Here is a 22,332-nt window from a genome sequence, read left to right as displayed (position 1 = left end):
CTCCTCATGAGTGCGTTAAATAAGAAAAGTTTTCTTACTTATCTGAAAGAGGGCGGTATTTACGTCGTTCTTTTAGTCTTGCTGGCCATTATTATTTTCCAGGATCCCACGTTCTTAAGTCTGCTTAACTTAAGTAATATTCTGACCCAGTCTTCCGTGCGTATTATCATTGCACTGGGCGTCGCCGGTCTGATTGTCACCCAGGGGACAGACCTGTCAGCGGGTCGTCAGGTGGGTCTGGCGGCGGTGGTGGCGGCAACGTTGCTACAGTCGATGGAGAACGCCAATAAAGTGTTCCCCGAAATGGCGACCATGCCGATTGCGCTGGTTATCCTGATCGTCTGTGCTATTGGCGCGGTCATCGGTCTGGTGAACGGGATTATCATTGCTTACCTGAACGTAACACCGTTTATTACGACGCTCGGCACGATGATTATCGTCTACGGGATCAACTCCCTGTATTACGACTTCGTGGGGGCTTCACCGATTTCGGGCTTTGATAGCGGCTTCTCGACCTTTGCGCAGGGCTTTATCGCACTGGGCAGCTTCCGGCTGTCGTATATCACGTTCTATGCGCTAATCGCCGTGGCGTTTGTCTGGGTGCTGTGGAATAAAACCCGCTTCGGTAAAAACATTTTCGCCATCGGCGGTAACCCGGAAGCAGCTAAGGTATCAGGCGTGAACGTGGCGCTGAACCTGCTGATGATCTATGCGCTGTCCGGTGTGTTCTATGCCTTCGGCGGTCTGCTGGAAGCGGGGCGTATCGGCTCGGCAACCAACAACCTGGGCTTTATGTACGAACTGGATGCGATCGCGGCGTGCGTGGTCGGCGGCGTGTCGTTTAGCGGTGGGGTGGGAACGGTGTTCGGCGTGGTGACCGGTGTGATCATCTTTACCGTCATCAACTACGGTCTGACCTACATCGGCGTTAACCCGTACTGGCAGTACATCATCAAGGGCGGCATCATTATCTTTGCGGTCGCACTGGATTCACTGAAATACGCGCGTAAGAAGTAATCCCTTCAGGGCAGAATCAAACCGGTGCAGATGTGCTCTGCGCCGGTTTTTTATTTGATAAAAACTAACCAGATGCCGACAAGCAGCGCGCCGACCGAAAGACCAAAGTAGACGCCAATATAGCTCCAGTAAGCGCCAGGTTCCGCTGCGCGCTGAATTAAGCGCGGCGTTTGCGAACCTTTGACCGTTTTCTCAACGACGCCAGAGCGTAACCCTTTAATACCTTCCCGCAGGGTCCAGGCGACGATCATCAGTACGCCAATCACGATAAAAAGCGTTTTGTCTTCCATGCTTATTTTCCTTGTCTCTTTTGCAGTTCAAGCAATTGTTCCGGTGTTACGGCCGGATAGCCCTGGGCATCGTCGGGAACCTGATGCAGGGAGGGAATTGGCACTAACGGGCCGAGGAAACGGGGTTCACGTTTAAACAGATACAGATCGGCCAGCGCGCCAAAACGTGCGCCAAACTCGCGTACCCGAACCGTCAGCATATCTTTTGGCGACGGCACGGCGTAGCACTGTGCCTGAATCCCCATATGTAACGCGATAAACAGCGCGCGTTCGCAGTGGAAACGCTGGGTAATGATGATGAAGTCATTGGTGTCAAAGACTTTACGGGTGCGGACAATCGAATCGAGCGTGCGGAATCCGGCGTAATCTAACACAATATCGGCAGGATCGACGCCAGCGGCAATCAGGTCTTTGCGCATCGTCATCGGTTCGTTATAGCTTTGCAAGGCGTTGTCGCCGCTGAGCAGCAGATAGTTAACTTTGCCGCTGTTATAGGCGTTCAGCGCACCCTGAATACGGTAGCGATAATACTGGTTGATCACCCCGGTACGATAATATTTGGCTGTGCCGAGCACCACGCCAACCTGGCGGTAGGGCAGGTCCTGAAGCTCATCGTAAATATAGGGGGCAGTTTTCCAGCTCATCCAGCGATCAAGGCCCAGCACGATCAACAGCAGCAAGCCGATCAGGACCAACAGGCTGTAGAGGGCGCGCTTTAGCATGAAGAAAACTCTGTCACTGGATGAAATTTCAATCAGGCTACTGTACCCGCTGGCGAAGCGCAAGAAACAGCAGTCTGATTGGGGGGATTTTCAGCAATACGTGAAACAAGCGTAGGCCTGATAAACGTTGCGCCATCAGGTGGTTAGACCGGATAGCGATGAAAACGCCTTATCCGGCCTGTGCGCGGACGCCATCAGACAATTAGCCCAAAAGTACGCGATCGATGTTGCTGCAGCCCAGCGCTTTCAGCGTGGCGGCGGTGGCATCCCACTGGATCAGCGGCGCGTCGGCTTTTTCCGCCAGCACCGCACGCTGAATATCGGCATAACCATAGCCGTTCAGATTCAACATAATCAGCGCGCCCTGTAGCGGTGGGATGGTCGGGTTAAATGCGGCGTTTTCGCCATAGCTTCCGCTAAAGATACGTCCATCTTTGCACTCCAGCGCTACACCGCTCGGTGACTGGCTGTACGGCATATGACTGCGGCTCGCGGCGGCAATGGCCGCTTGCGTCAGCGCATCTCCCTGAGGGGCGAAACCGTGATCCTGTTCGTCCATCAGTAGCGTTTTGATGTCGAGATCTTTCGGCCCAAACGCATCCGGCAAATAGTCGCGCAGCGTATGCGGTTCCCGACCGGGCAGGTGAATGCGCAGATCCAGCCCGCTGTTGAGTTCGTTCATAAACTGGCGGCAGTGGCCGCACGGGGTGTAGTTAACGGTGATTGCGGCGAGACCTTTCTCGCCGCGCAACCAGGCGTGGCTGATGGCGCTTTGTTCAGCGTGAACCGTTTGTTGCATCGTCGCGCCGAGGAATTCCATATTGGCGCCGAAATACCACGTTCCGCTCACGCCGCGCGCAATTGCGCCAACGTTAAAGTTCGACAACGGCGTACAGGCGCAGGCCGCCGCCAGCGGCAGCAGCGCGAATGCCAGTGCGTCTTCGTCCAGTCCCGTTGCGCTTTTAAGCATTGATACCTGCTCAGCCGTCAGCGACGCGGGGAAATGCGTATCTGCCAGAATGGGCGCCAGCGCGGATTGCAGGTTGTCCGCAAGTTGGCTAAACGCAGTGTGAAAACGTGGGTGCATGGCGTTGCCTCATAACAATGTATTGGGATCGTAGTGTACGGGCCTGTTATGGCTATATGTGTGATCTAATTCTCATTGTGTATGCAACTTATGAAACATAAATTAAAAATGCGCGACGTATCGCAAATTTTAGCCCACAACCGCGAGAATAACCGGAAACAGGAACGGGGCGATCAGCGAGGTAATAATCCCGCAAATCACCAGCGCCAGCGAACTGAATGCGCCTTCCTGATAATCCAGCTCCGCACAGCGGGCGGTGCCGAGGGCGTGGGACGCGGTGCCCATCGCCAGTCCGCGTGCGGCTTTGGTTTTAATGCGCATGGCGTTTAACAGGGTATGACCAAAGACGGCGCCGAGTATACCGACGAAAATCACGCACACGGCGCTGACCGCCGGAATGCCGCCGATGCTGCCGCCCACGGCCATCGCAATCGGCGTAGTGACGGATTTCGGTAAGACGGAGGCGGCGATTTCAGGCGTGGCGCCCATCAACAGCGCCACTGTGGTGCCGGTCACCATCGCCACAACGCTGCCAACAAAACAGATAGTAATGATTGACTTCCAGCGGGCGCGAATCTGATGCAGCTGTTCATACAGTGGATAGGCCAGCGCCACGACCGCCGGTTGCAGCAGGTCATTCAGCACTTCGCTACCTTTAAAATAGCTGTCGTAGGAGATGCCGGTCAGCAGGAGGAACGGGATAATCACCGCCATCGCCACCAGCAGCGGATTCAGTAAGGGAAATTTAAACCGTGTCGCCAGTTTGCGCGCACCGAAAAAAACCGCCAGCGTCAGCGGTAAAGACCACCAGATTGACGACATCATTCTTTAGATCCTTCCTGACCCACCACTTTCCGTTCACCGTGAACAAGATGTGAACTCCAGCTCACGACCAGAAACACCACCAGCGTACTGATCGCACACGACACCACCACCGGGCCAAACTGCGCGCGCAGCAGATCGAAGTACTGCATCACGCCGACGCCAATCGGCACAAATAACAGCGCCATATAGCGAATCAGCACATAGCAGCCAGGATTCACCCATTTCGCCGGGATAATTTGCAGCGCCAGCAGCACAAACAGGATCAGCATCCCGATGATGCTGCCAGAAATGGCGACAGGCAGCAGGGACGCAATAAAAATGCCTGCATACAGACAGGCATAAATCAGCACGAAAGCGCGTAAGTATTGCCAGATGATATTCAGTGTCTTGCTCATGTTGAAATTCCTCGAAGCGACGGATTCATCATACAATTAAACTTTAAAACGTGCTATCGATCACATCATGAATTCTTAGCATACTGAACATAGACAGCGGGAACATTGGGCAATATCCCCAATACGTGATGCTAAACTTGTGCCAGCAGTTGCAGAAAACGACTCAGCGCGCTGGACGGCGTCTCATTATTGCGCCAGAACACGCCCACGCTGCCTTTTTGTTCAATCTTCGGTAGGTTGAGGATCACCAGCTGTCCCTGGCTGGCATAGCGCTGCGCCAGCCGTAAAGAAAGGATAGAGATCATATCGCTGCTTTGCAGCAGGTTAGTACTGACGTTCATTGATGCCGACTCGATGGTGTTCTCCGGCAACATCACTCCGTTATCGACCAGCGCGTTATCAATACTCAGGCGGATAGGCGTTCCCGTCGGCCAGACGATCCAGCGCCAGTGCGCTAGATCGGCCCAGCTCAGGGTGTCAAACTTCGCTAATGGATGGTGGGGACGGGCGACAAAGCAAACGGGTTCGGTATACAGCACCTGATAATTGAGCGGAAGCTGCAGCGCTCGCCCACCGACGCGGCCGACCACGACATCCACGGAACCGGCAAGCAGGTCGTGCAGCAGCGGCGTCATGACCTTTTCTTCAATGTTAAGGTGCAGCGTCGGCATCTCCACGAGCAGATTAAGGATCGCCTGCGACACACAGTCGGTCGCCACTGGCGAGCAGCCAATCTTCAGGCTCCCTACCAGCCCGCCTTCTTTAAAGCGTGCCATTTCATACTGTGAACGCTCCATGTCATTGATTAAGCGCTGGGCGTGTTGCAGCAGCAACTTGCCGCCTTCCGAGGGGCGCAGGCCTTTACTGTGACGTTCAAAGAGCGTGATCCCCATCTCATCTTCGAGCTGTGACAGCCATTTCGACAGCGCGGGCTGGGTGATATTCATCATTCGTGCAACGTGCGTGAGATTCCCTTGTTCGCCCAGCGCCACCAGCATTTGCAGATGGTGCAGCTTCAGTTTTTGCGCCCAGTTTGCCATCAGCGATAACCTCCAGGTTATGTCTCTGCATGAAATGCCATTGTACATTTTATCGCCCAGTCTACAAACTCGTAACATACCAAAAACAAAACAACATCTGTCCCTACCTGCACCGAGGCATTCACTATGACTCAACGACGTGAACTACAAGCCCTGATCGATGCTGCTCCTGTCAGCAAGACACAGTGGCGGGTGATCATCTGCTGCTTTCTGGTGGTCATGCTTGATGGTTTTGATACCGCAGCCATTGGCTTTATTGCACCCGATATTCGTACCCACTGGCAGTTAACTGCCGGAGACCTCGCTCCGCTGTTTGGCGCAGGTCTGTTAGGACTTACCGCCGGCGCCTTACTTTGCGGACCGCTGTCTGACCGTTTCGGTCGCAAACGGGTGATTGAGCTCTGCGTGGCATTGTTTGGTGCGCTGAGCCTGATCTCCGCCTTTTCGCCGGATTTGCAAACGCTGGTTATCCTGCGCTTTCTGACCGGTCTGGGCCTCGGCGGTGCCATGCCCAACACCATCACCATGACCTCTGAATACTTGCCCGCCCGCCGCCGCGGTGCGCTGGTCACCCTGATGTTCTGTGGCTTTACGCTCGGTTCAGCGATGGGCGGAATTGTCAGCGCGCAGCTGGTGCCGGTTATTGGCTGGCACGGGATCCTGGTCCTCGGCGGCGTGTTACCGCTGATGCTGTTCTTCGTCCTGCTCGCGGTCCTGCCGGAATCTCCACGCTGGCAGGTCCGTCGCCAGTTGCCGCAGGCAACCATCGCCAGAACGGTCAGCGCGATCACCGGCGAACGTTACGACAATACCCAGTTTTACCTCCAGGAGGCGGCGGCGATAGCCAAAGGCAGCATTCGTCAGCTGTTTGTTGGCCGTCAGTTGCCCATTACCCTGATGTTATGGGTGGTGTTCTTCATGAGTCTGTTAATCATCTATCTGCTGTCGAGCTGGATGCCGACGCTGTTGAACCATCGTGGGATTGACCTGCAGCAGGCTTCCTGGGTGACGGCGGCGTTCCAGATTGGCGGTACGCTCGGCGCGCTGGCATTGGGCGCGCTGATGGATAAATACAATCCCTTCCGGGTGCTGGCTACGAGCTACGCGCTGGGAGCGGTATGCATTGTCATGATTGGCCTGAGCGAAAACGGTTTATGGCTGATGGCGCTGGCGATTTTCGGTACCGGGGTAGGTATCAGCGGATCGCAGGTGGGCCTCAATGCCTTAACCGCCACGCTCTATCCCACTCAGAGTCGGGCGACGGGCGTGAGCTGGTCCAACGCGGTGGGGCGCTGCGGAGCGATTGTCGGTTCGCTTTCCGGCGGCGTGATGATGGCGATGAATTTCTCTTTCGACACCTTGTTTTTCATTATCGCTGTTCCGGCGGCCATTAGCGCGGTGATGTTAGCCGTACTTACGGTAGTTGTCCGCCAGTCAGCCTCTGTCCCTGATGCTATGCCGCACGCAAGCGTCGTGAACGAATAAGGAGAATCCCTATGTCAGACCATAATCAGGATGTTAAAAACAGCCGTCAGCAGTTTTACCAGCATATTTCGGGGCAGAACCTGACCCCGCTGTGGGAATCGCTGCATCATCTGGTTCCACAAACGCCGAATCCGACCTGTGCGCCAGCATACTGGAACTACCAGGAAATTCGTCCGCTGCTGCTGGAAAGCGGCAACCTGATTGGCGCGAAAGAGGCGATTCGTCGCGTGCTGGTACTGGAAAACCCGATGCTGCGCGGTCAGTCCTCTATTACGTCAACGCTCTATGCGGGACTGCAGCTCATCATGCCGGGCGAAGTCGCTCCCAGCCATCGTCATAACCAGTCGGCGTTACGCTTTATTGTGGAAGGGAAAGGGGCATTTACCGCCGTGGACGGTGAACGCACCCAGATGCACACCGGCGATTTTATTCTGACCCCGCAGTGGCAATGGCACGATCACGGTAACCCTGGCGATGAGCCTGTCGTCTGGCTGGACGGTCTGGATCTGCCGCTGGTTAACATTCTGGGCTGTGGTTTTGCCGAGGATTACCCGGAAGATCAGCAGCCGGTTTCACGCAAAGAGGGCGACTATCTGCCGCGCTATGCCGCCAATATGTTGCCGCTGCGCCATCAGAAAGGCAATTCATCGCCAATTTTCAACTATCGCTATGACCGCAGCCGCGACGCGCTGCAAGACCTGACCCGTCTGGGCGATGCCGACGAGTGGGATGGCTACAAAATGCGCTATGTCAACCCGGTAACCGGTGGCTACCCGATGCCATCGATGGGGACGTTCCTGCAATTGTTGCCAAAAGGCTTTACCTCGCGGGTGGCGCGTACCACTGACAGCACCATTTATCACGTGGTTGAAGGGGCGGGTGATGTCACCGTCGGCAACGAGACGTTCCATTTCTCAGCCAAAGATATTTTTGTGGTTCCGACGTGGCACGGCGTGTCATTCAAAACCACCGATGAGACCGTTTTATTCAGTTTTTCGGACCGACCGGTACAGGAAGCCCTCGGGTTGTTCCGCGAAGCCCGCTATTAATTTGGGAGAGAACCATGACTCAGTATGTATTTGCACCACAGGCCCCCGTTACTGTCCCGGTTGTCGGCAGCGATGCGCAGTTCCCCGTCCGTCGCGTGTACTGCGTGGGGCGTAACTACGCCGCTCATGCCCGCGAAATGGGATTTGATCCGGACCGTGAGCCGCCGTTCTTTTTCTGTAAGCCTGCCGATGCGATTGTGCCGGTTGCCGCAGGCGAAACGTTAGCGCTGCCATACCCGGCGCAAACGGATAACTATCATTATGAAATTGAGCTGGTGGTCGCCATCGGCAAAAAGGGCAGCGATATCCCGTTAGAAAACGCTCATGAGTATATCTGGGGCTATGCCACCGGACTGGACATGACCCGCCGCGATCGCCAGATGGAGATGCGTCAGATGGGACGTCCGTGGGAAATCGGCAAAGCGTTCGATCTCTCTGCGCCCATCGCGCCGCTGCATAAAGCGGATGAAATTGCGGATATCACCTCTGCGCCCATCTGGTTACAGGTGAATGGCGACGATCATCAGCGCAGCGATATTCGCCATCTAATCTGGTCGGTAAATGAAACGATCAGCTATCTGTCCGGCTTCTTCGAACTGCAACCGGGCGACCTGATCTTCACCGGCACGCCGGAAGGCGTGGGTGCCGTAGTGAAAGGGGATGTGATCACCGGAGGCGTGGACGGACTGACGCCTATCGCTGTGAAGATTGTCTGAGGTGATGTATGAAGCTGTACAGTTTTTTTAACAGTTCGGCGTCGTACCGCGTGCGTATCGCGCTGGCATTAAAGGGCATCGACTACCACACGGTGGGCGTCAATATCCGTATTGGGCAGCAAAATGAACTGGCCTACCGGCGGATGAATCCGGTGGGGCTGGTACCAACGCTGGTAACCGATGATGGCGAAGCGCTGGGCCAGTCGCTGGCGATTATCGACTGGCTGGACCGGCATTTTCCGCAATCACGCTTGCTGCCCGTCAGCGATCCGGCGCGCACGCAGGTGCTGGAGATTGTCTATGCCATCGCTTGCGATATTCATCCGGTTAATAACCTGCGGGTGCTGCGCTATCTGAGCGAGGAACTGAAGGTCAGTGAAGAAGAGAAAAAACGCTGGTACGCGCACTGGATCCAGCAGGGGTTAAGCGCCGTTGAGCAGCTACTGCGTCAGAGTCAGTCGCAGAACTTCTGCGTGGGTAATGCACCGACGCTTGCCGACTGCTGTCTGGTCCCGCAATGGGCGAATGCGTTAAGAATGGGGTGCGATCTGAGCGGCTATCCGCGCTGCAAAGCCGTGTATGACGCCTGCACACAGCTCCCGGCGTTCATCGCCGCCGCCCCGGAAAATCAACAAGATAAAATCTCAGCCTGAGAAGGAGAATGACAATGGCTAAAGTGACGAGCGCAATTATCGTCGGCGGCGGAATTGGCGGGGCAGCCACCGCGCTTTCGCTGGCGCGTCAGGGTATCAAAGTGATGCTGCTGGAAAAAGCCCATGAAATTGGTGAGATCGGCGCGGGCATTCAGCTCGGTCCCAACGCCTTCTCTGCGCTGGACAGCCTCGGCGTCGGCGACGTCGCGCGTCAGCGTGCGGTGTTTACCGACCACATCACCATGATGGATGCCGTGAACGCGGAAGAAGTGGTGCACATCGAGACCGGGCAGGCCTTTCGCGACCATTTCGGCGGTCCGTATGCGGTTATCCACCGGGTCGATATTCACGCTTCCGTCTGGGAATCCGTACTGACTCATCCAAACGTTGAGTACCGGACCTCGACCAATGTGGTCGACATTCGCCAGACGGCGGACGACGTAACGGTGTTCGACGAGCAGGGGAATAGCTGGACCGCTGATATTCTGGTCGGTTGTGATGGCGTGAAGTCGGTGGTGCGTCAGAGTTTGCTGGGCGATTCGCCGCGCGTGACTGGACACGTCGTTTACCGTGCGGTGATTGACTGTGCGGACATGCCGGAAGACCTGCGCATTAACGCGCCAGTGCTCTGGGCCGGGCCGCATTGCCACCTCGTGCACTACCCGCTGCGCGGTGGCAAGCAGTACAACCTGGTCGTCACCTTCCACAGCCGCCAGCAGGAGGAGTGGGGCGTGAAAGACGGCAGTAAGGAAGAGGTGCTGTCGTATTTCGCCGGGATCCATCCGCGCCCGCGGCAGATGCTGGATAAACCCACGACCTGGCGTCGCTGGTCAACCGCCGATCGCGAACCGGTAGAGAAATGGGGCACTGAGCGCATCACGCTGGTGGGCGATGCCGCGCACCCGGTGGCGCAGTACATGGCGCAGGGTGCCTGTATGGCGCTGGAAGATGCTGTGACGCTGGGTAAAGCGCTGGAGCAGTGCGATGGCGATGCGGCGAAAGCCTTTGCGCTGTATGAGTCGGTACGCATTCCACGCACGGCGCGCATCGTCTGGTCGACGCGCGAAATGGGGCGCGTGTATCACGCAGCAGGCGTGGAGCGTCAGGTGCGAAACCTGTTGTGGAAAGGTAAATCGCAGGCGGAGTTTTATCGCGGCATGGAATGGCTGTACGGCTGGAAAGAAGATAACTGTCTTCTGCCACGCTGAGAATACAGGCGCTTTGCGCCGTCATCCGGCAAAAGGTTTTGCTCATCGCACAGAGGCGCTATGATAGCGCCTCTTTTTTTGCGGATAACGATATGCGTGTTTTACTGGCGCCGATGGAAGGCGTACTTGATTCACTGGTGCGTGAACTTCTGACGGAAGTGAATGACTACGATCTTTGCATCACCGAATTTGTGCGCGTGGTGGATCAACTCTTGCCAGTAAAAGTCTTTCATCGACTCTGTCCTGAACTGCTCAACGGTAGCCGGACCCCATCCGGCACCTTGGTGCGCGTGCAACTGTTAGGGCAGTATCCCCAGTGGCTGGCGGAAAATGCCGCCCGCGCCGTGGAACTCGGTTCTTACGGTGTTGATCTTAACTGCGGGTGTCCGTCAAAAATGGTCAACGGCAGCGGCGGCGGTGCGACGCTGCTGAAGGACCCGGAACTCATCTATCAGGGCGCGAAAGCGATGCGTGAAGCGGTGCCGGCGCATCTGCCGGTGACGGTGAAAGTGCGTCTGGGCTGGGACAGCGGCGACAAAAAGTTTGAGATTGCAGATGCCGTCCAGCAGGCCGGGGCGAGTGAACTGGTTGTACACGGGCGCACCAAAGAGCAGGGCTATAAAGCGGAACATATCAACTGGCAGGCGATTGGCGAAATTCGCGAGCGACTGTCTATTCCGGTGGTTGCCAATGGTGAAATCTGGGACTGGCAAAGCGCCCAGGAATGCCTGGCCGTCAGTGGCTGTGACGCGGTGATGATTGGCCGCGGGGCACTGAACATTCCCAACCTCAGCCGGGTGGTGAAGTATAACGAGCCGCGAATGCCATGGCCGCAGGTTGTCGAACTGCTGAAAAAGTATACCCGTCTGGAAAAACAGGGCGACACCGGTTTATATCATGTCGCACGTATTAAACAATGGCTGGGCTATTTGCGAAAAGAATATGAAGAAGCCACGGACGTCTTCCAGTCTATCCGCGCGTTAAATAATTCACCGGATATTGCCCGCGCGATCCAGTCGATTGAAATTTAATATTATTGAGCTGCATGTATTCTGCTTGGATATATTTTGCCAGGTGTGACTTTTCATTGCTGAAGATGTTATGCCACGCGTAACTAAAAAAGCGCGCACAACAACGGGTAAGCTCCGCGCAACTTTTCTTATCAGAATATTTTAATGACTCGTTACTCTTTTCACGCGCTGAAAGCGGGCTTTCCGCTGGTTATTCTGCTCGCGGGATGTGCTCCCATGCATGACACTCAACAGACGCTGACTCAGCAACTTCCCGCTTCTCACGTAGATTCGGCGCTGCCGCCAGCGTTGAAGAACGGGTGGCCCGGAAGCCAGTGGTGGCACGATTATCATGACGCACAGTTGAACGAGTTAGTGAAGAACGCACTTTCCCGTTCTCCGGATATGCAGGTGGCGGAACAGCGAATCAGACTGGCCGAAGCGCAGGCTAAAGCCGTTGAAGCCCAGGACGGGCCGCAGGTCGATTTCTCCGCCAATGCCGAACGGCAGAAAATGTCCGCGGAAGGCATCATGGGGCCGTTTGCCCTGAACGATCCGGCCGCAGGCACGACGGGGCCGTGGTACACCAACGGTACGTTTGGCCTGACGGCCGGTTGGGATCTCGATTTATGGGGCAAGAACCGCGCGGAAGTGACCGCGCGCATCGGGGCGGTGAAAGCGCGGGAAGCCGAGCGTGAGCAAACCCGTCAACTGTTAGCCAGCGGCGTGACGCGGCTTTACTGGGAATGGCAGACCGAGGCGGCGCTGAGCAAACTGCTGACCCAAATTGAACGGGAACAGCGTAACATCATTGCTAGCGATCGCCAGTTGTACAATAACGGCATCACCTCTTCGGTAGAAGGCGTGGAAACGGATATCGATGACAGTAAAACCCAGCAGCAGTTGAATGAGGTTGCCGGGAAGATGAAGGTGATTGAGGCGCGTCTGAGCGCGCTGACCAACACGCAGTCGGCGGCGCTGAAGCTGCATCCGGTGAGCCTGCCAAAAGTGGAAAGCCAGTTACCGACGCTGCTGGGCTACTCCTTACTGGCGCGCAGAGCGGATTTACAGGCGGCGCACTGGGTGATCGAATCGTCAATGAGCAGCGTGGAGGCGGCGAAGGCGGCGTTCTACCCCGACGTCAATCTGATGGCCTTTTTGCAACAGGATGCGCTGCATCTGAGCGATCTGTTCCGCAGTTCCGCCCAGCAGATGGGCGTGACCGCGGGCCTGACGCTGCCGATCTTCGACAGTGGCAGACTGAATGCCAACCTTGATATCGCTCAGGCGCAGAACAATTTGTCGATCGCCAGTTATAACAAAGCCGTCGTTGATGCGGTAAATGACGTGGCGCGCACGGCCAGTCAGGTGGCGACGCTGATGCAGAAAAATCAGCATCAGCAGCAGATTGAACATGACGCCGATCGAGTGGTCAGCCTGGCGCAGGCGCGCTATAACGCCGGGATTATCGCAGGCTCTCTCGTTAGCAAGGCCAGAATTCCCGCGCTGCGCGAGCAGAGTAACGGACTGATTTTGCAGGGACAGTGGCTGGATGCCTCCATCCAGCTTACCAGCGCGCTCGGCGGCGGTTACCATCATTCCTGATTATTTCGGTTGCTTCGAAGAGAGTTTCTATACTTAAGGCTCAGTTCTGTTGCAACCGGAGGATGATATGGCAAAAGCAGCAATCGTGACGGCTTCCGATTCAGGTATTGGCAAGGCGTGCGCCCTTCAGTTAGCGAAAGCGGGATTTGATATCGGCATCACCTGGCATTCAGACGAGCAGGGAGCGCGTGATACCGCCCGTGAGGTGGAAAGTCATGGCGTCCGGGCGGAGACCCTTCAACTGGACCTGAGCCAGCTGCCGCAAGGTGCACAGGTGCTGGAACATCTGATTGCGCTTTGGCCGGATCGACGTGCTGGTCAATAACGCGGGAACGATGAGCAAATCCGCATTCCTGGAGACCTCCTTTGACGACTGGCGGCAGATATTTACGGTCGATGTCGATGGGGCGTTTCTCTGCTCACAGCTGGCGGCCCGCAAGATGGTGAAGCAGGGACAGGGGGGGCGCATTATCAATATTACCTCGGTGCACGAACATACCCCGTTACCTGAGGCCAGTGCCTACACGGCGGCGAAACATGCTCTCGGCGGACTCACCAAAGCCATGGCGCTTGAGCTGGTCCGCCATAACATTCTGGTTAACGCTGTGGCGCCTGGGGCGATAGCCACGCCGATGAATGATATGGATGACAGTGACGTTAAGCCGGGAACCGAGCCGTCAATCCCGCTGGGAAGACCTGGGTCGACGCGGGAAATCGCCAGTCTGGTCGCCTGGCTGTGCTCGGAAGAGGCGGGTTATACCACCGGGCAATCGTTTATTGTGGATGGGGGATTTATGCTGGCCAATCCCCAGTTCAGGCCGGAATAACCCGCTTACCCCACCTGTTTACGGCTGCGGCGCTTCAACCACCAGCGAACGCTGATCACCAGCACCACCGCCAGAATCAGCCAGATCCAATGTTTGAGATGCTGATCGAGATGATGCAACCATGGCGCGACCACTTCACCTCCTGCATAACCCAGGGTGGTGAAGATCAGCGCCCAGACCAGCGCGCCGAGGATATTCAGCGGTAAAAAAATCTTTGGCGGCAGATGGCTGGCGCCAATCAACAGCGGGCCAATCACGCGAAACCCGTACATAAAGCGGGTGCCGATCACGAACAGATACGGGCGACGCTGGATCATCTTCTGCGCCTGACGAATTTTGTCACGATGACGTGCAAAGCGGCGCAGGATCCTGCCACCAAAGCGGCGTCCCAGCAGATACAGTAACTGATCGCCTATCATGCCGCCTAAGGCCACGGCCACGACCACGAGGGGGAACTTGAGTAATCCCTGATGCGCCGCTACGCCCCCCAGCAGAGTAATGGTTTCGCCTTCCGCCAGACTTCCAACCACCAGCGCGGCATAACCGTATTGCGCAATAAGACTGTTTATATCCATACGTATGTATGACCTCCACAATGGTAAGCATACACCCTCTGAATTCGTGATGCTCAAAAAGGGCCATCAGGCGCGGCGGCATTTCTTTATCTGTACAATAAATAATCGCAAAGCTGAATTATACTTGAAGTGTTAGGTTCACAGCTGACAACAAGGGGGCGGTATGAACCATGTCTGGGGGCTGTTTTCTCATCCCAATCGTGAAATGCAGGTGATCAACAGCGAGAACGAAACGGTTTCGCATCACTACACCCACCATGTGCTTTTGATGGCGGCCATCCCGGTCATTTGTGCCTTCATTGGTACGACGCAAATCGGCTGGAATTTTGGCGACGGCACTGTCCTGAAGCTTTCTCTGTTTACGGGCCTGGTGCTGGCTGTTCTGTTCTATGCCGTGATGCTGGCGGGCGTGGCGATCATGGGGCGCGTGATCTGGTGGATGGCGCGGAGTTATCCGCAGCGTCCGTCTTTGACGCACTGTATGGTGTTTGCCGGTTATGTGGCGACGCCGCTGTTTCTTAGCGGTCTGGTGGCGCTGTATCCGCTGGTGTGGCTTTGCGCATTTGTCGGGACGGTAGCGTTGTTCTATACCGGCTATCTGCTCTATGTAGGCATTCCGACATTCCTGAATATCAATAAGGACGAAGGGCTGAGCTTCTCCAGTTCAACCCTGGCTATCGGCGTACTGGTACTGGAAGTGCTGCTGGCGCTGACCGTCATCCTCTGGGGATACGGCTATCGCTTGTTCTGATTATCGTGCTGCGTTGCTGGTGTAAAAGCCAGCAACGCAGCATTTCCTGACGATTCTCTTCTGGCGGCAAGGTCATTAGCTCGCTATGATTCCACTGCTAGCCTGAGCCATCCTGACTTCGGCGGTGCGTGTCATCACGCGTGAATCATTTTCTGAAATCTCATCATGCTGAAATTCCGAGTTTCCATACTGAGCCTGGCGCTGATGCTGGCTGTGCCTTATGCGCCGCAAGCGCTGGCAAAAACGGCGGCGGCTGCCGCGGCGTCTCAACCTGAGATTGCCTCCGGTAGCGCGATGATCGTGGATCTGAACACCAATAAGGTGATCTATTCGAACCATCCGGACCTGGTGCGTCCGATTGCGTCGATAACCAAATTAATGACGGCGATGGTGGTGCTTGATGCACGGCTGCCGCTGAACGAAAAACTGAAAGTGGATATCAGCCAGACGCCAGAGATGAAAGGGATCTACTCTCGCGTGCGGCTGAACAGTGAAATCAGCCGTAAAGATATGTTACTGCTGGCGCTGATGTCCTCGGAAAACCGGGCCGCAGCAAGCCTGGCGCACCATTATCCGGGCGGCTATAACGCCTTTATTAAGGCGATGAACGCGAAGGCAAAAGCGCTGGGCATGACCCGGACGCGTTTTGTGGAACCAACCGGTTTGTCGATTCACAACGTGTCGACCGCGCGCGATCTCACCAAACTGCTGATCGCCAGCAAGCAGTATCCGCTGATTGGGCAACTGAGCACCACGCGTGAAGATATGGCTACCTTCGCCAACCCGGCGTATACACTGCCGTTTCGCAATACCAACCATCTGGTGTATCGCGACAACTGGAATATTCAGCTCACTAAAACTGGTTTCACCAATGCCGCAGGGCATTGCCTGGTGATGCGCACGGTAATCAACAATAAACCGGTGGCGCTGGTGGTGATGGATGCATTCGGCAAGTACACCCATTTTGCCGATGCCAGTCGTTTACGCACGTGGATCGAAACCGGGAAAGTGATGCCGGTTCCGGCGGCGGCATTGAGCTATAAAAAGCAAAAAGCCGCACAGATGGCTGCAGCGGGCGGCAATGCGGGTGAGCAGACGGCGCAAAACGATTAATTACTCTGGCAGCGTCCAGTCACCTTCGTTGAGTGGGCGCTGCATAATCAACGTATCCCGCCAGTCTCCTTTCTTATACCCGACGCTACGCAATTGTCCGGCAATCTCGAAACCGTGTTTTTTATGCAACCGCAGCGACCCGGGGTTGTTATGCCCGTCGCCAATCACCGCCACCATCTGCCGCCATGGCCCTTCCTCGCAGCGGGTGATTAACGTCTGCATCAGCAGGCTGCCAATGCCGCGTCCGGTCATGCTGGCATCGACATAAATCGACTCTTCCAGGGTATAGCGATAGGCCGGGCGTGGGCGATATTGTGTGGCGTAGCAATAACCGACAACCACGCCGCGATAGAGCGCCACCAGCCACGGCAGACCATACTGCGCGACCGTACGCATACGTCGGCGCATCTCATCGATCGTCGGAGGCGTTTCTTCAAAAGAGGCACGGCCATTCAACACATGCCACGCATATAACGAGGAGATCGCCTCTACGTCGTCGGGCAGCGCGTCGCGCACCGCAATATCGTTATCAGAAAGCGTATCGGCAACAGACATGGTTCTCACCTTTGCGAAGAAAACCGGAGTCCTCACGACTCCGGTACATCTGCTTACTTTTGCACGATATTTCGTGCAAATCCAGCCTGCGCCATTAAGCAGTTTACTGGAGTTAATCAGAAGAGGGGACTTTCCAGAATTTCTGCTTACTGGTCTTGCCTATTCCGGGATTCATACTATTGGTCGGGTCATTTTCGCGATAAAAACGGGTCAGCGCGGGCGGTGCTTCATACAGATGCCCGACGTTATGCTCCGCCGGATATTGCGCACCGCGCTGTTGCAGCAGTTCCAGCATTTGCTCTTTCAACGCGTGAGCATCCACGCCTTTCTTCACGATGTAATCCTGGTGGAAGACATAGCACATAAAGTGACCGTAATAGAGTTTATGTACCAGTTGGCTGTCGATTTCCGCCGGCAAATGTTCATACCATTCGGTGTCATTGCGGCGCAGGGCGATATCCAGCGCCAGAATATCCTCCACCTCATCGGCATGAACCGCCTGGTAGCGAATCGCTGCGCCAGCGGCTGCAAAGCGGTGCAGGAAGGCCTTGCTGCCTTCTTCCGGCGTGCAGGCAAAGAAGTCGCCTTCTGCGGTTTTAAAAAATTCCGTGAGCCAGTTTTGCGCTTCAGCGACGCCATCGCCCGCCATTTTTAACAGCAGATGATGTTCATATTTATCGCGCCAGCTTTTCATGCGCGGCGGCAGATGACTCGGGAACAGGTGACCAAACTTTTGCATCGCGCGGTCGGTAAAGTGCGGACGGAAGAATTTCACCTTTTCCAGCATCGCATCGGTGCGGCCCTTCAGCGTGAAGAAGAACGGCATTTTGTCGGTGCCGAGCTTGTCAATCATCAGGAAGGTGTCTTTGCCGTACTGTTCAGCAATGTCGTAGATATCGCGGTGCATGTATTCACCCGCGACCGGCAGATTGTCGAACGTCGACAGAATATGGCGACGGAGCGCTGTCAGCACCTCGGGTTGGTTGGTGCCAATGTAAAACACCTGCTGGTTTTTTTCCGCTTCAAAGGTGTCGAGACGCACGGCGAAGACCGCCAGTTTCCCGGCGCAGCCGGAGGACTCGAACAGGCGCTCCGGGTCAGCGTTATAGCGCGCGGGGGTGTCGGCATCAATGTCTCTGACGCGGGTGACGTAGTCGTGGTCATGCGCATGACGCCCGTCGTGGCGGACATTTTCCTCTTTGATCCGCTCATCGTCCAATTGACTCAGGATCTGCTCCGGCGTTTGTCCCAGATCGATCCCCAAATGGTTAACCAGTTGCAGCTTGCCGTTTTCATCAATGCGGGCAAACAGGGACATTTCGGTATACGCTGGGCCTCTTTGCACCAGCGAGCCACCGGAGTTATTACAGATCCCACCAATGACCGACGCGCCGATACATGATGAGCCAATCACCGAGTGCGGTTCACGCCCCAGGGGTTTCAGCGCTTTTTCCAGTGAGTACAGCGTGGTGCCTGGATACGCCAATACCTGCTCGCCTTTGCCCAACACGTGCAGTTTGTCGAGGCGCAGGGTGCTGATAATCACAATCTCGCGGTCATAGTCATTGCCGTTCGGCGTGGAACCTTCGGTCAGGCCGGTATTGGCGGCCTGCATCAGGATAATTTTATCGGCGTTGACGCAGGCGTTCAGCACGCGCCAGAGTTCCAGCAGCGATCCGGGAAAGACCACCGCCAGGGCGTCGCCCTGACCGGAACGGAAGCCCTTGCGATAGCGGGCGGTTTTAGCCGGTTCGGTAAGCAGGTGTGAATGTCCCACCAGACGGGCGAGCTCATTCAGGAAGGTTTTATTATCAGTTGTTGTAATGGAAGACATTTTCCACTCCTTGTGGTGGGACAAAATATCAGGTTCAAGCATAGCGCTTTGTATGACAATACGCTTTCTCATTCACGCTGTCTTTGAATTGGCGGCGTTGAAAATTAAGAGAATAACCTTAGCTTTCTGCCGCGCTGCCGTTTAGGCTTATGGCAAAATGCGGTTTTTGCTATATTTTCGCTGCCACGTCGGGCTTTAGAGGAAGAGAGAATCAACATGAAATGGCTATGTTCTGTAGGTGTCGCAGTTAGTCTGGCATTGCAACCCGCGCTGGCGGAGGAGCTGTTCGGAAACCATCCGCTGACGCCGGAAGCGCGGGACGCGTTTGTCACCCAGTTGCTGACGAAAATGACTGTCGATGAAAAGATTGGTCAGTTGCGTTTAATCAGCGTCGGTCCGGATAACCCGAAAGAAGCGATCCGCGAGATGATCAAAGACGGCCAGGTGGGGGCAATTTTTAACACCGTTACCCGTCAGGATATCCGCAAAATGCAGGATCAGGTGATGGAACTGAGCCGCTTGAAAATCCCTCTCTTTTTTGCCTACGACGTACTGCACGGCCAGCGTACCGTCTTCCCGATTAGCCTCGGACTGGCGTCCTCTTTTAACCTCGACGCGGTGAAAACCGTCGGACGCATCTCGGCGTATGAAGCCGCCGACGACGGCCTGAACATGACCTGGGCACCGATGGTCGATGTCTCCCGCGATCCGCGCTGGGGACGCGCCTCGGAAGGCTTTGGCGAAGATACGTATCTGACCTCCATCATGGGAAAAACGATGGTGGAAGCGATGCAGGGCAAAAGCCCGGCGGATCGCTATTCGGTGATGACCAGCGTTAAGCACTTCGCCGCCTACGGCGCCGTGGAGGGCGGTAAAGAGTACAACACCGTCGACATGAGCCCGCAGCGCCTGTTTAACGACTACATGCCGCCGTACAAAGCCGGTCTGGATGCAGGTAGCGGCGCGGTGATGGTGGCGCTGAACTCATTGAACGGCACGCCAGCGACCTCTGATGCCTGGCTGCTGAAAGACATTCTGCGCGACAAGTGGGGCTTCAAAGGTATTACCGTTTCTGATCATGGTGCTATCAAAGAGCTGATTAAACACGGCACCGCCTCCGACCCGGAAGATGCCGTCCGCGTGGCGCTCAAGTCCGGCATTAACATGAGTATGAGCGACGAGTATTACAGCAAATATCTGCCAGGGCTGATTAAATCCGGCAAAGTGACGATGGCGGAGCTGGATGACGCGACGCGGCATGTACTCAACGTGAAATATGACATGGGGCTGTTTAACGATCCGTACAGCCATCTGGGAGCAAAAGAGTCTGATCCGGTGGATACCAACGCCGAAAGCCGTCTGCACCGGAAAGAGGCGCGTGAAGTGGCGCGTGAAAGTCTGGTGCTGTTGAAAAACCGCCTCGACACGCTGCCGCTGAAAAAATCGGGGACGATTGCGGTTGTCGGCCCGCTGGCGGACAGCAAACGCGACGTGATGGGCAGTTGGTCCGCCGCAGGCGTTGCCGATCAGTCCATCACGGTGCTGACCGGTATTAAAAATGCTCTCGGTACAAAGGGTAAAGTGGTGTACGCCCATGGGGCCAACGTCACTAACGATAAAGACATTGTCACCTTCCTCAATCAGTACGAAGAGGCGGTGAAGGTGGATCCACGTTCACCTCAGGAGATGATTGATGAAGCCGTCAAGGCGGCGAAGCAGTCTGACGTAGTTGTCGCCGTAGTGGGTGAGGCGCAGGGCATGGCACATGAAGCGTCAAGTCGTACGGATATCACGCTGCCACAGAGCCAGCGCGATCTGATTGCGGCCCTGAAAGCGACCGGCAAACCGCTGGTGCTGGTGCTAATGAACGGTCGTCCGCTGGCGTTGGTGAAAGAAGATCAACAGGCCGATGCGATTCTGGAAACCTGGTTTGCCGGTACGGAAGGCGGCAACGCGATTGCCGACGTCCTGTTTGGCGACTACAACCCGTCGGGCAAACTGCCCATGTCTTTCCCGCGTTCGGTAGGGCAGATCCCGACCTATTACAGCCACCTCAACACCGGTCGTCCGTATAACGCCGACAAGCCGAACAAATACACCTCTCGCTACTTTGACGAAGCGAACGGTCCGCTCTATCCATTTGGTTATGGTCTGAGTTACACCACGTTTGACGTTTCTGACGTGACGCTCTCTGCGCCAACCCTGAAACGCGACGGCAGCGTGACGGCAAGTGTGAAGGTGACCAACACCGGTAAGCGTGAAGGTGAGACGGTGATCCAGCTGTACGTGCAGGACGTCACGGCTTCCCTGAGCCGCCCGGTGAAAGAGCTGAAAGGCTTTAAGAAAGTGAACCTGAAACCTGGTGAAACGCAAACCGTTAGTTTCCCGATTGATATCAATGCGTTGAAGTTCTGGAATCAGCAGATGAAGTTCGATGCCGAACCCGGCAAGTTCAACGTCTTTATCGGCGTCGATTCTGCCCGCGTGAAGCAGGGATCGTTTGAATTGCTGTAACGGTTACAGGGGGAACTGACCAATGGGTTCCCCCTTGTTGGTCCCGTGAAAATACGGAAATGTCGGGTTAACCGAATACTTTTCGACTATGCTTTCCCCTCAAGTCGCTGAAAAAGTCGGCAAAAAGATGAGGAAAGCTTCATGACAATCTCAAAGATTTGGGCCGGTTCGCTGGCGCTGTTAGCGGCAGTGAGCTTACCCTTGCAGGCGGCGTCGCCGGTGAAGGTCGGTTCGAAAATTGACACCGAAGGCGCGCTGCTCGGCAACATCATTTTGCAGGTGCTGGAAAGCCACGGCGTCAAAACGGTCAATAAAGTCCAGTTGGGCACCACGCCGGTCGTGCGCGGCGCGATCACCTCAGGCGAACTGGATATCTACCCTGAATATACCGGTAACGGCGCGTTCTTTTTCAAAGATGAAAACGATCCGGCGTGGAAAAACGCACAAGCTGGCTTTGAGAAAGTCAAAAAACTCGATGCTGAGCAAAACAAGCTGGTCTGGTTAACGCCGGCGCCAGCCAATAATACCTGGACTATCGCGGTGCGCAGCGATGTCGCCGAAAAAAATAAACTCACCTCACTGGCCGATCTCGGGCGTTATCTGAAAGAGGGCGGTACTTTCAAACTGGCCGCCTCCGCTGAATTTATCGAGCGTGCAGACGCGCTGCCCGCTTTCGAAAAAGCCTACGATTTCAAACTCAGTCAGGAGCAGTTGCTGTCGCTGGCAGGGGGTGACACCGCCGTGACCATCAAAGCGGCCGCGCAGCAAACGTCCGGCGTCAATGCCGCGATGGCCTACGGTACGGATGGTCCGGTCGCCGCGCTGGGGCTACAGACCTTAAGCGATCCTAAAGGCGTTCAGCCCATTTATGCGCCAGCGCCTGTGGTGCGTGAGGCGGTACTGAAGGAATACCCGCAGATGGCGGAATGGCTGCAACCGGTGTTTGCCAGCCTCGATGAAAAAACGTTGCAACAACTTAATGCCAGCATTGCCGTTGAAGGGTTGGACGCCAAAAAAGTGGCGGCGGACTATCTGAAACAAAAGGGATGGGTGAAGTAAAC

At 55.7% G+C, this 22,332-nt stretch carries 21 protein-coding genes and 1 pseudogene; 13 read left to right on the top strand and 9 right to left on the bottom strand.

The window, feature by feature from the left end; all coding sequences use genetic code 11:
* Positions 1-6: 6 nt before the first annotated feature.
* Complete coding sequence (mglC, locus tag C2U53_RS26725; protein ID WP_043000126.1) at positions 7-1,017, top strand: galactose/methyl galactoside ABC transporter permease MglC; 1,011 nt, start codon at positions 7-9, stop codon at positions 1,015-1,017.
* A gap of 50 nt (positions 1,018-1,067) precedes the next feature.
* On the opposite strand, the gene C2U53_RS26720 is transcribed toward mglC, so the two are convergent.
* From C2U53_RS26720 to C2U53_RS26695, 6 genes are all read right to left on the bottom strand, one after another.
* Complete coding sequence (locus C2U53_RS26720; protein ID WP_044258646.1) at positions 1,068-1,307, bottom strand: DUF2542 family protein; 240 nt, start codon at positions 1,305-1,307, stop codon at positions 1,068-1,070.
* Positions 1,308-1,309: 2 nt separating this feature from the next.
* Positions 1,310-2,029 carry an outer membrane permeability protein SanA gene (gene sanA / locus C2U53_RS26715; protein ID WP_043000129.1) on the bottom strand — a complete coding sequence of 240 codons (720 nt, stop codon included), beginning with the start codon at positions 2,027-2,029 and terminating at the stop codon, positions 1,310-1,312.
* Positions 2,030-2,231: 202 nt separating this feature from the next.
* A complete protein-coding gene (gene cdd / locus C2U53_RS26710) occupies positions 2,232-3,116 on the bottom strand; it encodes a cytidine deaminase (RefSeq protein WP_043000130.1) in 885 nt (294 codons plus the stop codon).
* A 129-nt stretch (positions 3,117-3,245) separates the two neighbouring features.
* On the bottom strand, positions 3,246-3,941 hold the full coding sequence (locus tag C2U53_RS26705; protein WP_104446721.1) for a CidB/LrgB family autolysis modulator: 696 nt from the start codon (positions 3,939-3,941) through the stop codon (positions 3,246-3,248).
* Complete coding sequence (locus tag C2U53_RS26700; RefSeq protein WP_043000132.1) at positions 3,938-4,336, bottom strand: CidA/LrgA family protein; 399 nt, start codon at positions 4,334-4,336, stop codon at positions 3,938-3,940. Before C2U53_RS26700 ends, C2U53_RS26705 begins: the two co-directional genes overlap by 4 nt.
* Positions 4,337-4,467: 131 nt before the next feature.
* Positions 4,468-5,376, bottom strand: a complete 909-nt coding sequence (locus C2U53_RS26695) for a LysR substrate-binding domain-containing protein (RefSeq protein WP_042317990.1) — start codon at positions 5,374-5,376, stop codon at positions 4,468-4,470.
* A gap of 126 nt (positions 5,377-5,502) precedes the next feature.
* Between C2U53_RS26695 and C2U53_RS26690 the strand changes: the two genes are divergently transcribed.
* The 8 genes and pseudogenes from C2U53_RS26690 (at position 5,503) to C2U53_RS26655 (ending at position 13,929) form a co-directional block, all read left to right on the top strand.
* The gene (locus tag C2U53_RS26690) at positions 5,503-6,861 is read left to right on the top strand and encodes an aromatic acid/H+ symport family MFS transporter (RefSeq protein ID WP_104446720.1); all 1,359 of its coding nucleotides are present in this window, start codon (positions 5,503-5,505) and stop codon (positions 6,859-6,861) included.
* A gap of 11 nt (positions 6,862-6,872) precedes the next feature.
* Positions 6,873-7,910 (top strand): gentisate 1,2-dioxygenase, encoded by a 1,038-nt coding sequence (gtdA, locus tag C2U53_RS26685; RefSeq protein WP_090049700.1) that lies wholly within the window; start codon positions 6,873-6,875, stop codon positions 7,908-7,910.
* Between the two features lie 14 nt (positions 7,911-7,924).
* On the top strand, positions 7,925-8,626 hold the full coding sequence (locus C2U53_RS26680) for a fumarylacetoacetate hydrolase family protein (protein ID WP_044258653.1): 702 nt from the start codon (positions 7,925-7,927) through the stop codon (positions 8,624-8,626).
* An 8-nt stretch (positions 8,627-8,634) separates the two neighbouring features.
* The gene (gene maiA, locus C2U53_RS26675; protein ID WP_043000136.1) at positions 8,635-9,279 is read left to right on the top strand and encodes a maleylacetoacetate isomerase; all 645 of its coding nucleotides are present in this window, start codon (positions 8,635-8,637) and stop codon (positions 9,277-9,279) included.
* A gap of 14 nt (positions 9,280-9,293) precedes the next feature.
* Positions 9,294-10,487, top strand: a complete 1,194-nt coding sequence (locus tag C2U53_RS26670) for a 3-hydroxybenzoate 6-monooxygenase (protein WP_043000137.1) — start codon at positions 9,294-9,296, stop codon at positions 10,485-10,487.
* A 92-nt stretch (positions 10,488-10,579) separates the two neighbouring features.
* On the top strand, positions 10,580-11,518 hold the full coding sequence (gene dusC / locus C2U53_RS26665; protein WP_044266169.1) for a tRNA dihydrouridine(16) synthase DusC: 939 nt from the start codon (positions 10,580-10,582) through the stop codon (positions 11,516-11,518).
* Positions 11,519-11,662: 144 nt separating this feature from the next.
* Complete coding sequence (gene mdtQ / locus C2U53_RS26660) at positions 11,663-13,102, top strand: multidrug resistance outer membrane protein MdtQ (protein WP_104446719.1); 1,440 nt, start codon at positions 11,663-11,665, stop codon at positions 13,100-13,102.
* A 67-nt stretch (positions 13,103-13,169) separates the two neighbouring features.
* A pseudogene (locus tag C2U53_RS26655) lies at positions 13,170-13,929 on the top strand (SDR family oxidoreductase).
* 5 nt (positions 13,930-13,934) lie between these two features.
* Here the strand turns inward: C2U53_RS26655 and C2U53_RS26650 are convergent.
* Entirely contained in the window at positions 13,935-14,504 is a 570-nt protein-coding gene (locus tag C2U53_RS26650) for a DedA family protein (protein ID WP_099433304.1), read from the bottom strand.
* 163 nt (positions 14,505-14,667) lie between these two features.
* Here C2U53_RS26650 and C2U53_RS26645 point away from each other — a divergent pair, with 163 nt between their 5' ends.
* A complete protein-coding gene (locus tag C2U53_RS26645; protein WP_043000142.1) occupies positions 14,668-15,255 on the top strand; it encodes a Yip1 family protein in 588 nt (195 codons plus the stop codon).
* A gap of 165 nt (positions 15,256-15,420) precedes the next feature.
* On the top strand, positions 15,421-16,368 hold the full coding sequence (gene pbpG / locus C2U53_RS26635) for a D-alanyl-D-alanine endopeptidase (protein ID WP_099433303.1): 948 nt from the start codon (positions 15,421-15,423) through the stop codon (positions 16,366-16,368).
* Here pbpG and C2U53_RS26630 read toward each other — a convergent pair whose 3' ends face one another.
* The gene (locus C2U53_RS26630) at positions 16,369-16,923 is read right to left on the bottom strand and encodes a GNAT family N-acetyltransferase (RefSeq protein ID WP_043000144.1); all 555 of its coding nucleotides are present in this window, start codon (positions 16,921-16,923) and stop codon (positions 16,369-16,371) included.
* A gap of 112 nt (positions 16,924-17,035) precedes the next feature.
* Positions 17,036-18,757, bottom strand: coding sequence for a D-lactate dehydrogenase (gene dld / locus C2U53_RS26625; RefSeq protein WP_044258660.1), 1,722 nt, complete (start codon positions 18,755-18,757; stop codon positions 17,036-17,038).
* Between the two features lie 216 nt (positions 18,758-18,973).
* On the opposite strand from dld, the gene bglX reads away from it, so the two are divergent.
* Together bglX and C2U53_RS26615 are read left to right on the top strand one after the other, a co-directional pair.
* Positions 18,974-21,271, top strand: coding sequence for a beta-glucosidase BglX (gene bglX, locus C2U53_RS26620; RefSeq protein ID WP_043000146.1), 2,298 nt, complete (start codon positions 18,974-18,976; stop codon positions 21,269-21,271).
* Between the two features lie 141 nt (positions 21,272-21,412).
* A complete protein-coding gene (locus tag C2U53_RS26615; RefSeq protein ID WP_043000147.1) occupies positions 21,413-22,330 on the top strand; it encodes an ABC transporter substrate-binding protein in 918 nt (305 codons plus the stop codon).
* Positions 22,331-22,332 lie beyond the last annotated feature (2 nt).

The sequence above is a fragment of the Citrobacter sp. CFNIH10 genome (assembly GCF_002934585.1).
Lineage (GTDB): Bacteria > Pseudomonadota > Gammaproteobacteria > Enterobacterales > Enterobacteriaceae > Citrobacter_A > Citrobacter_A amalonaticus.
This window is presented reverse-complemented; position numbering and strand designations above follow the sequence as displayed.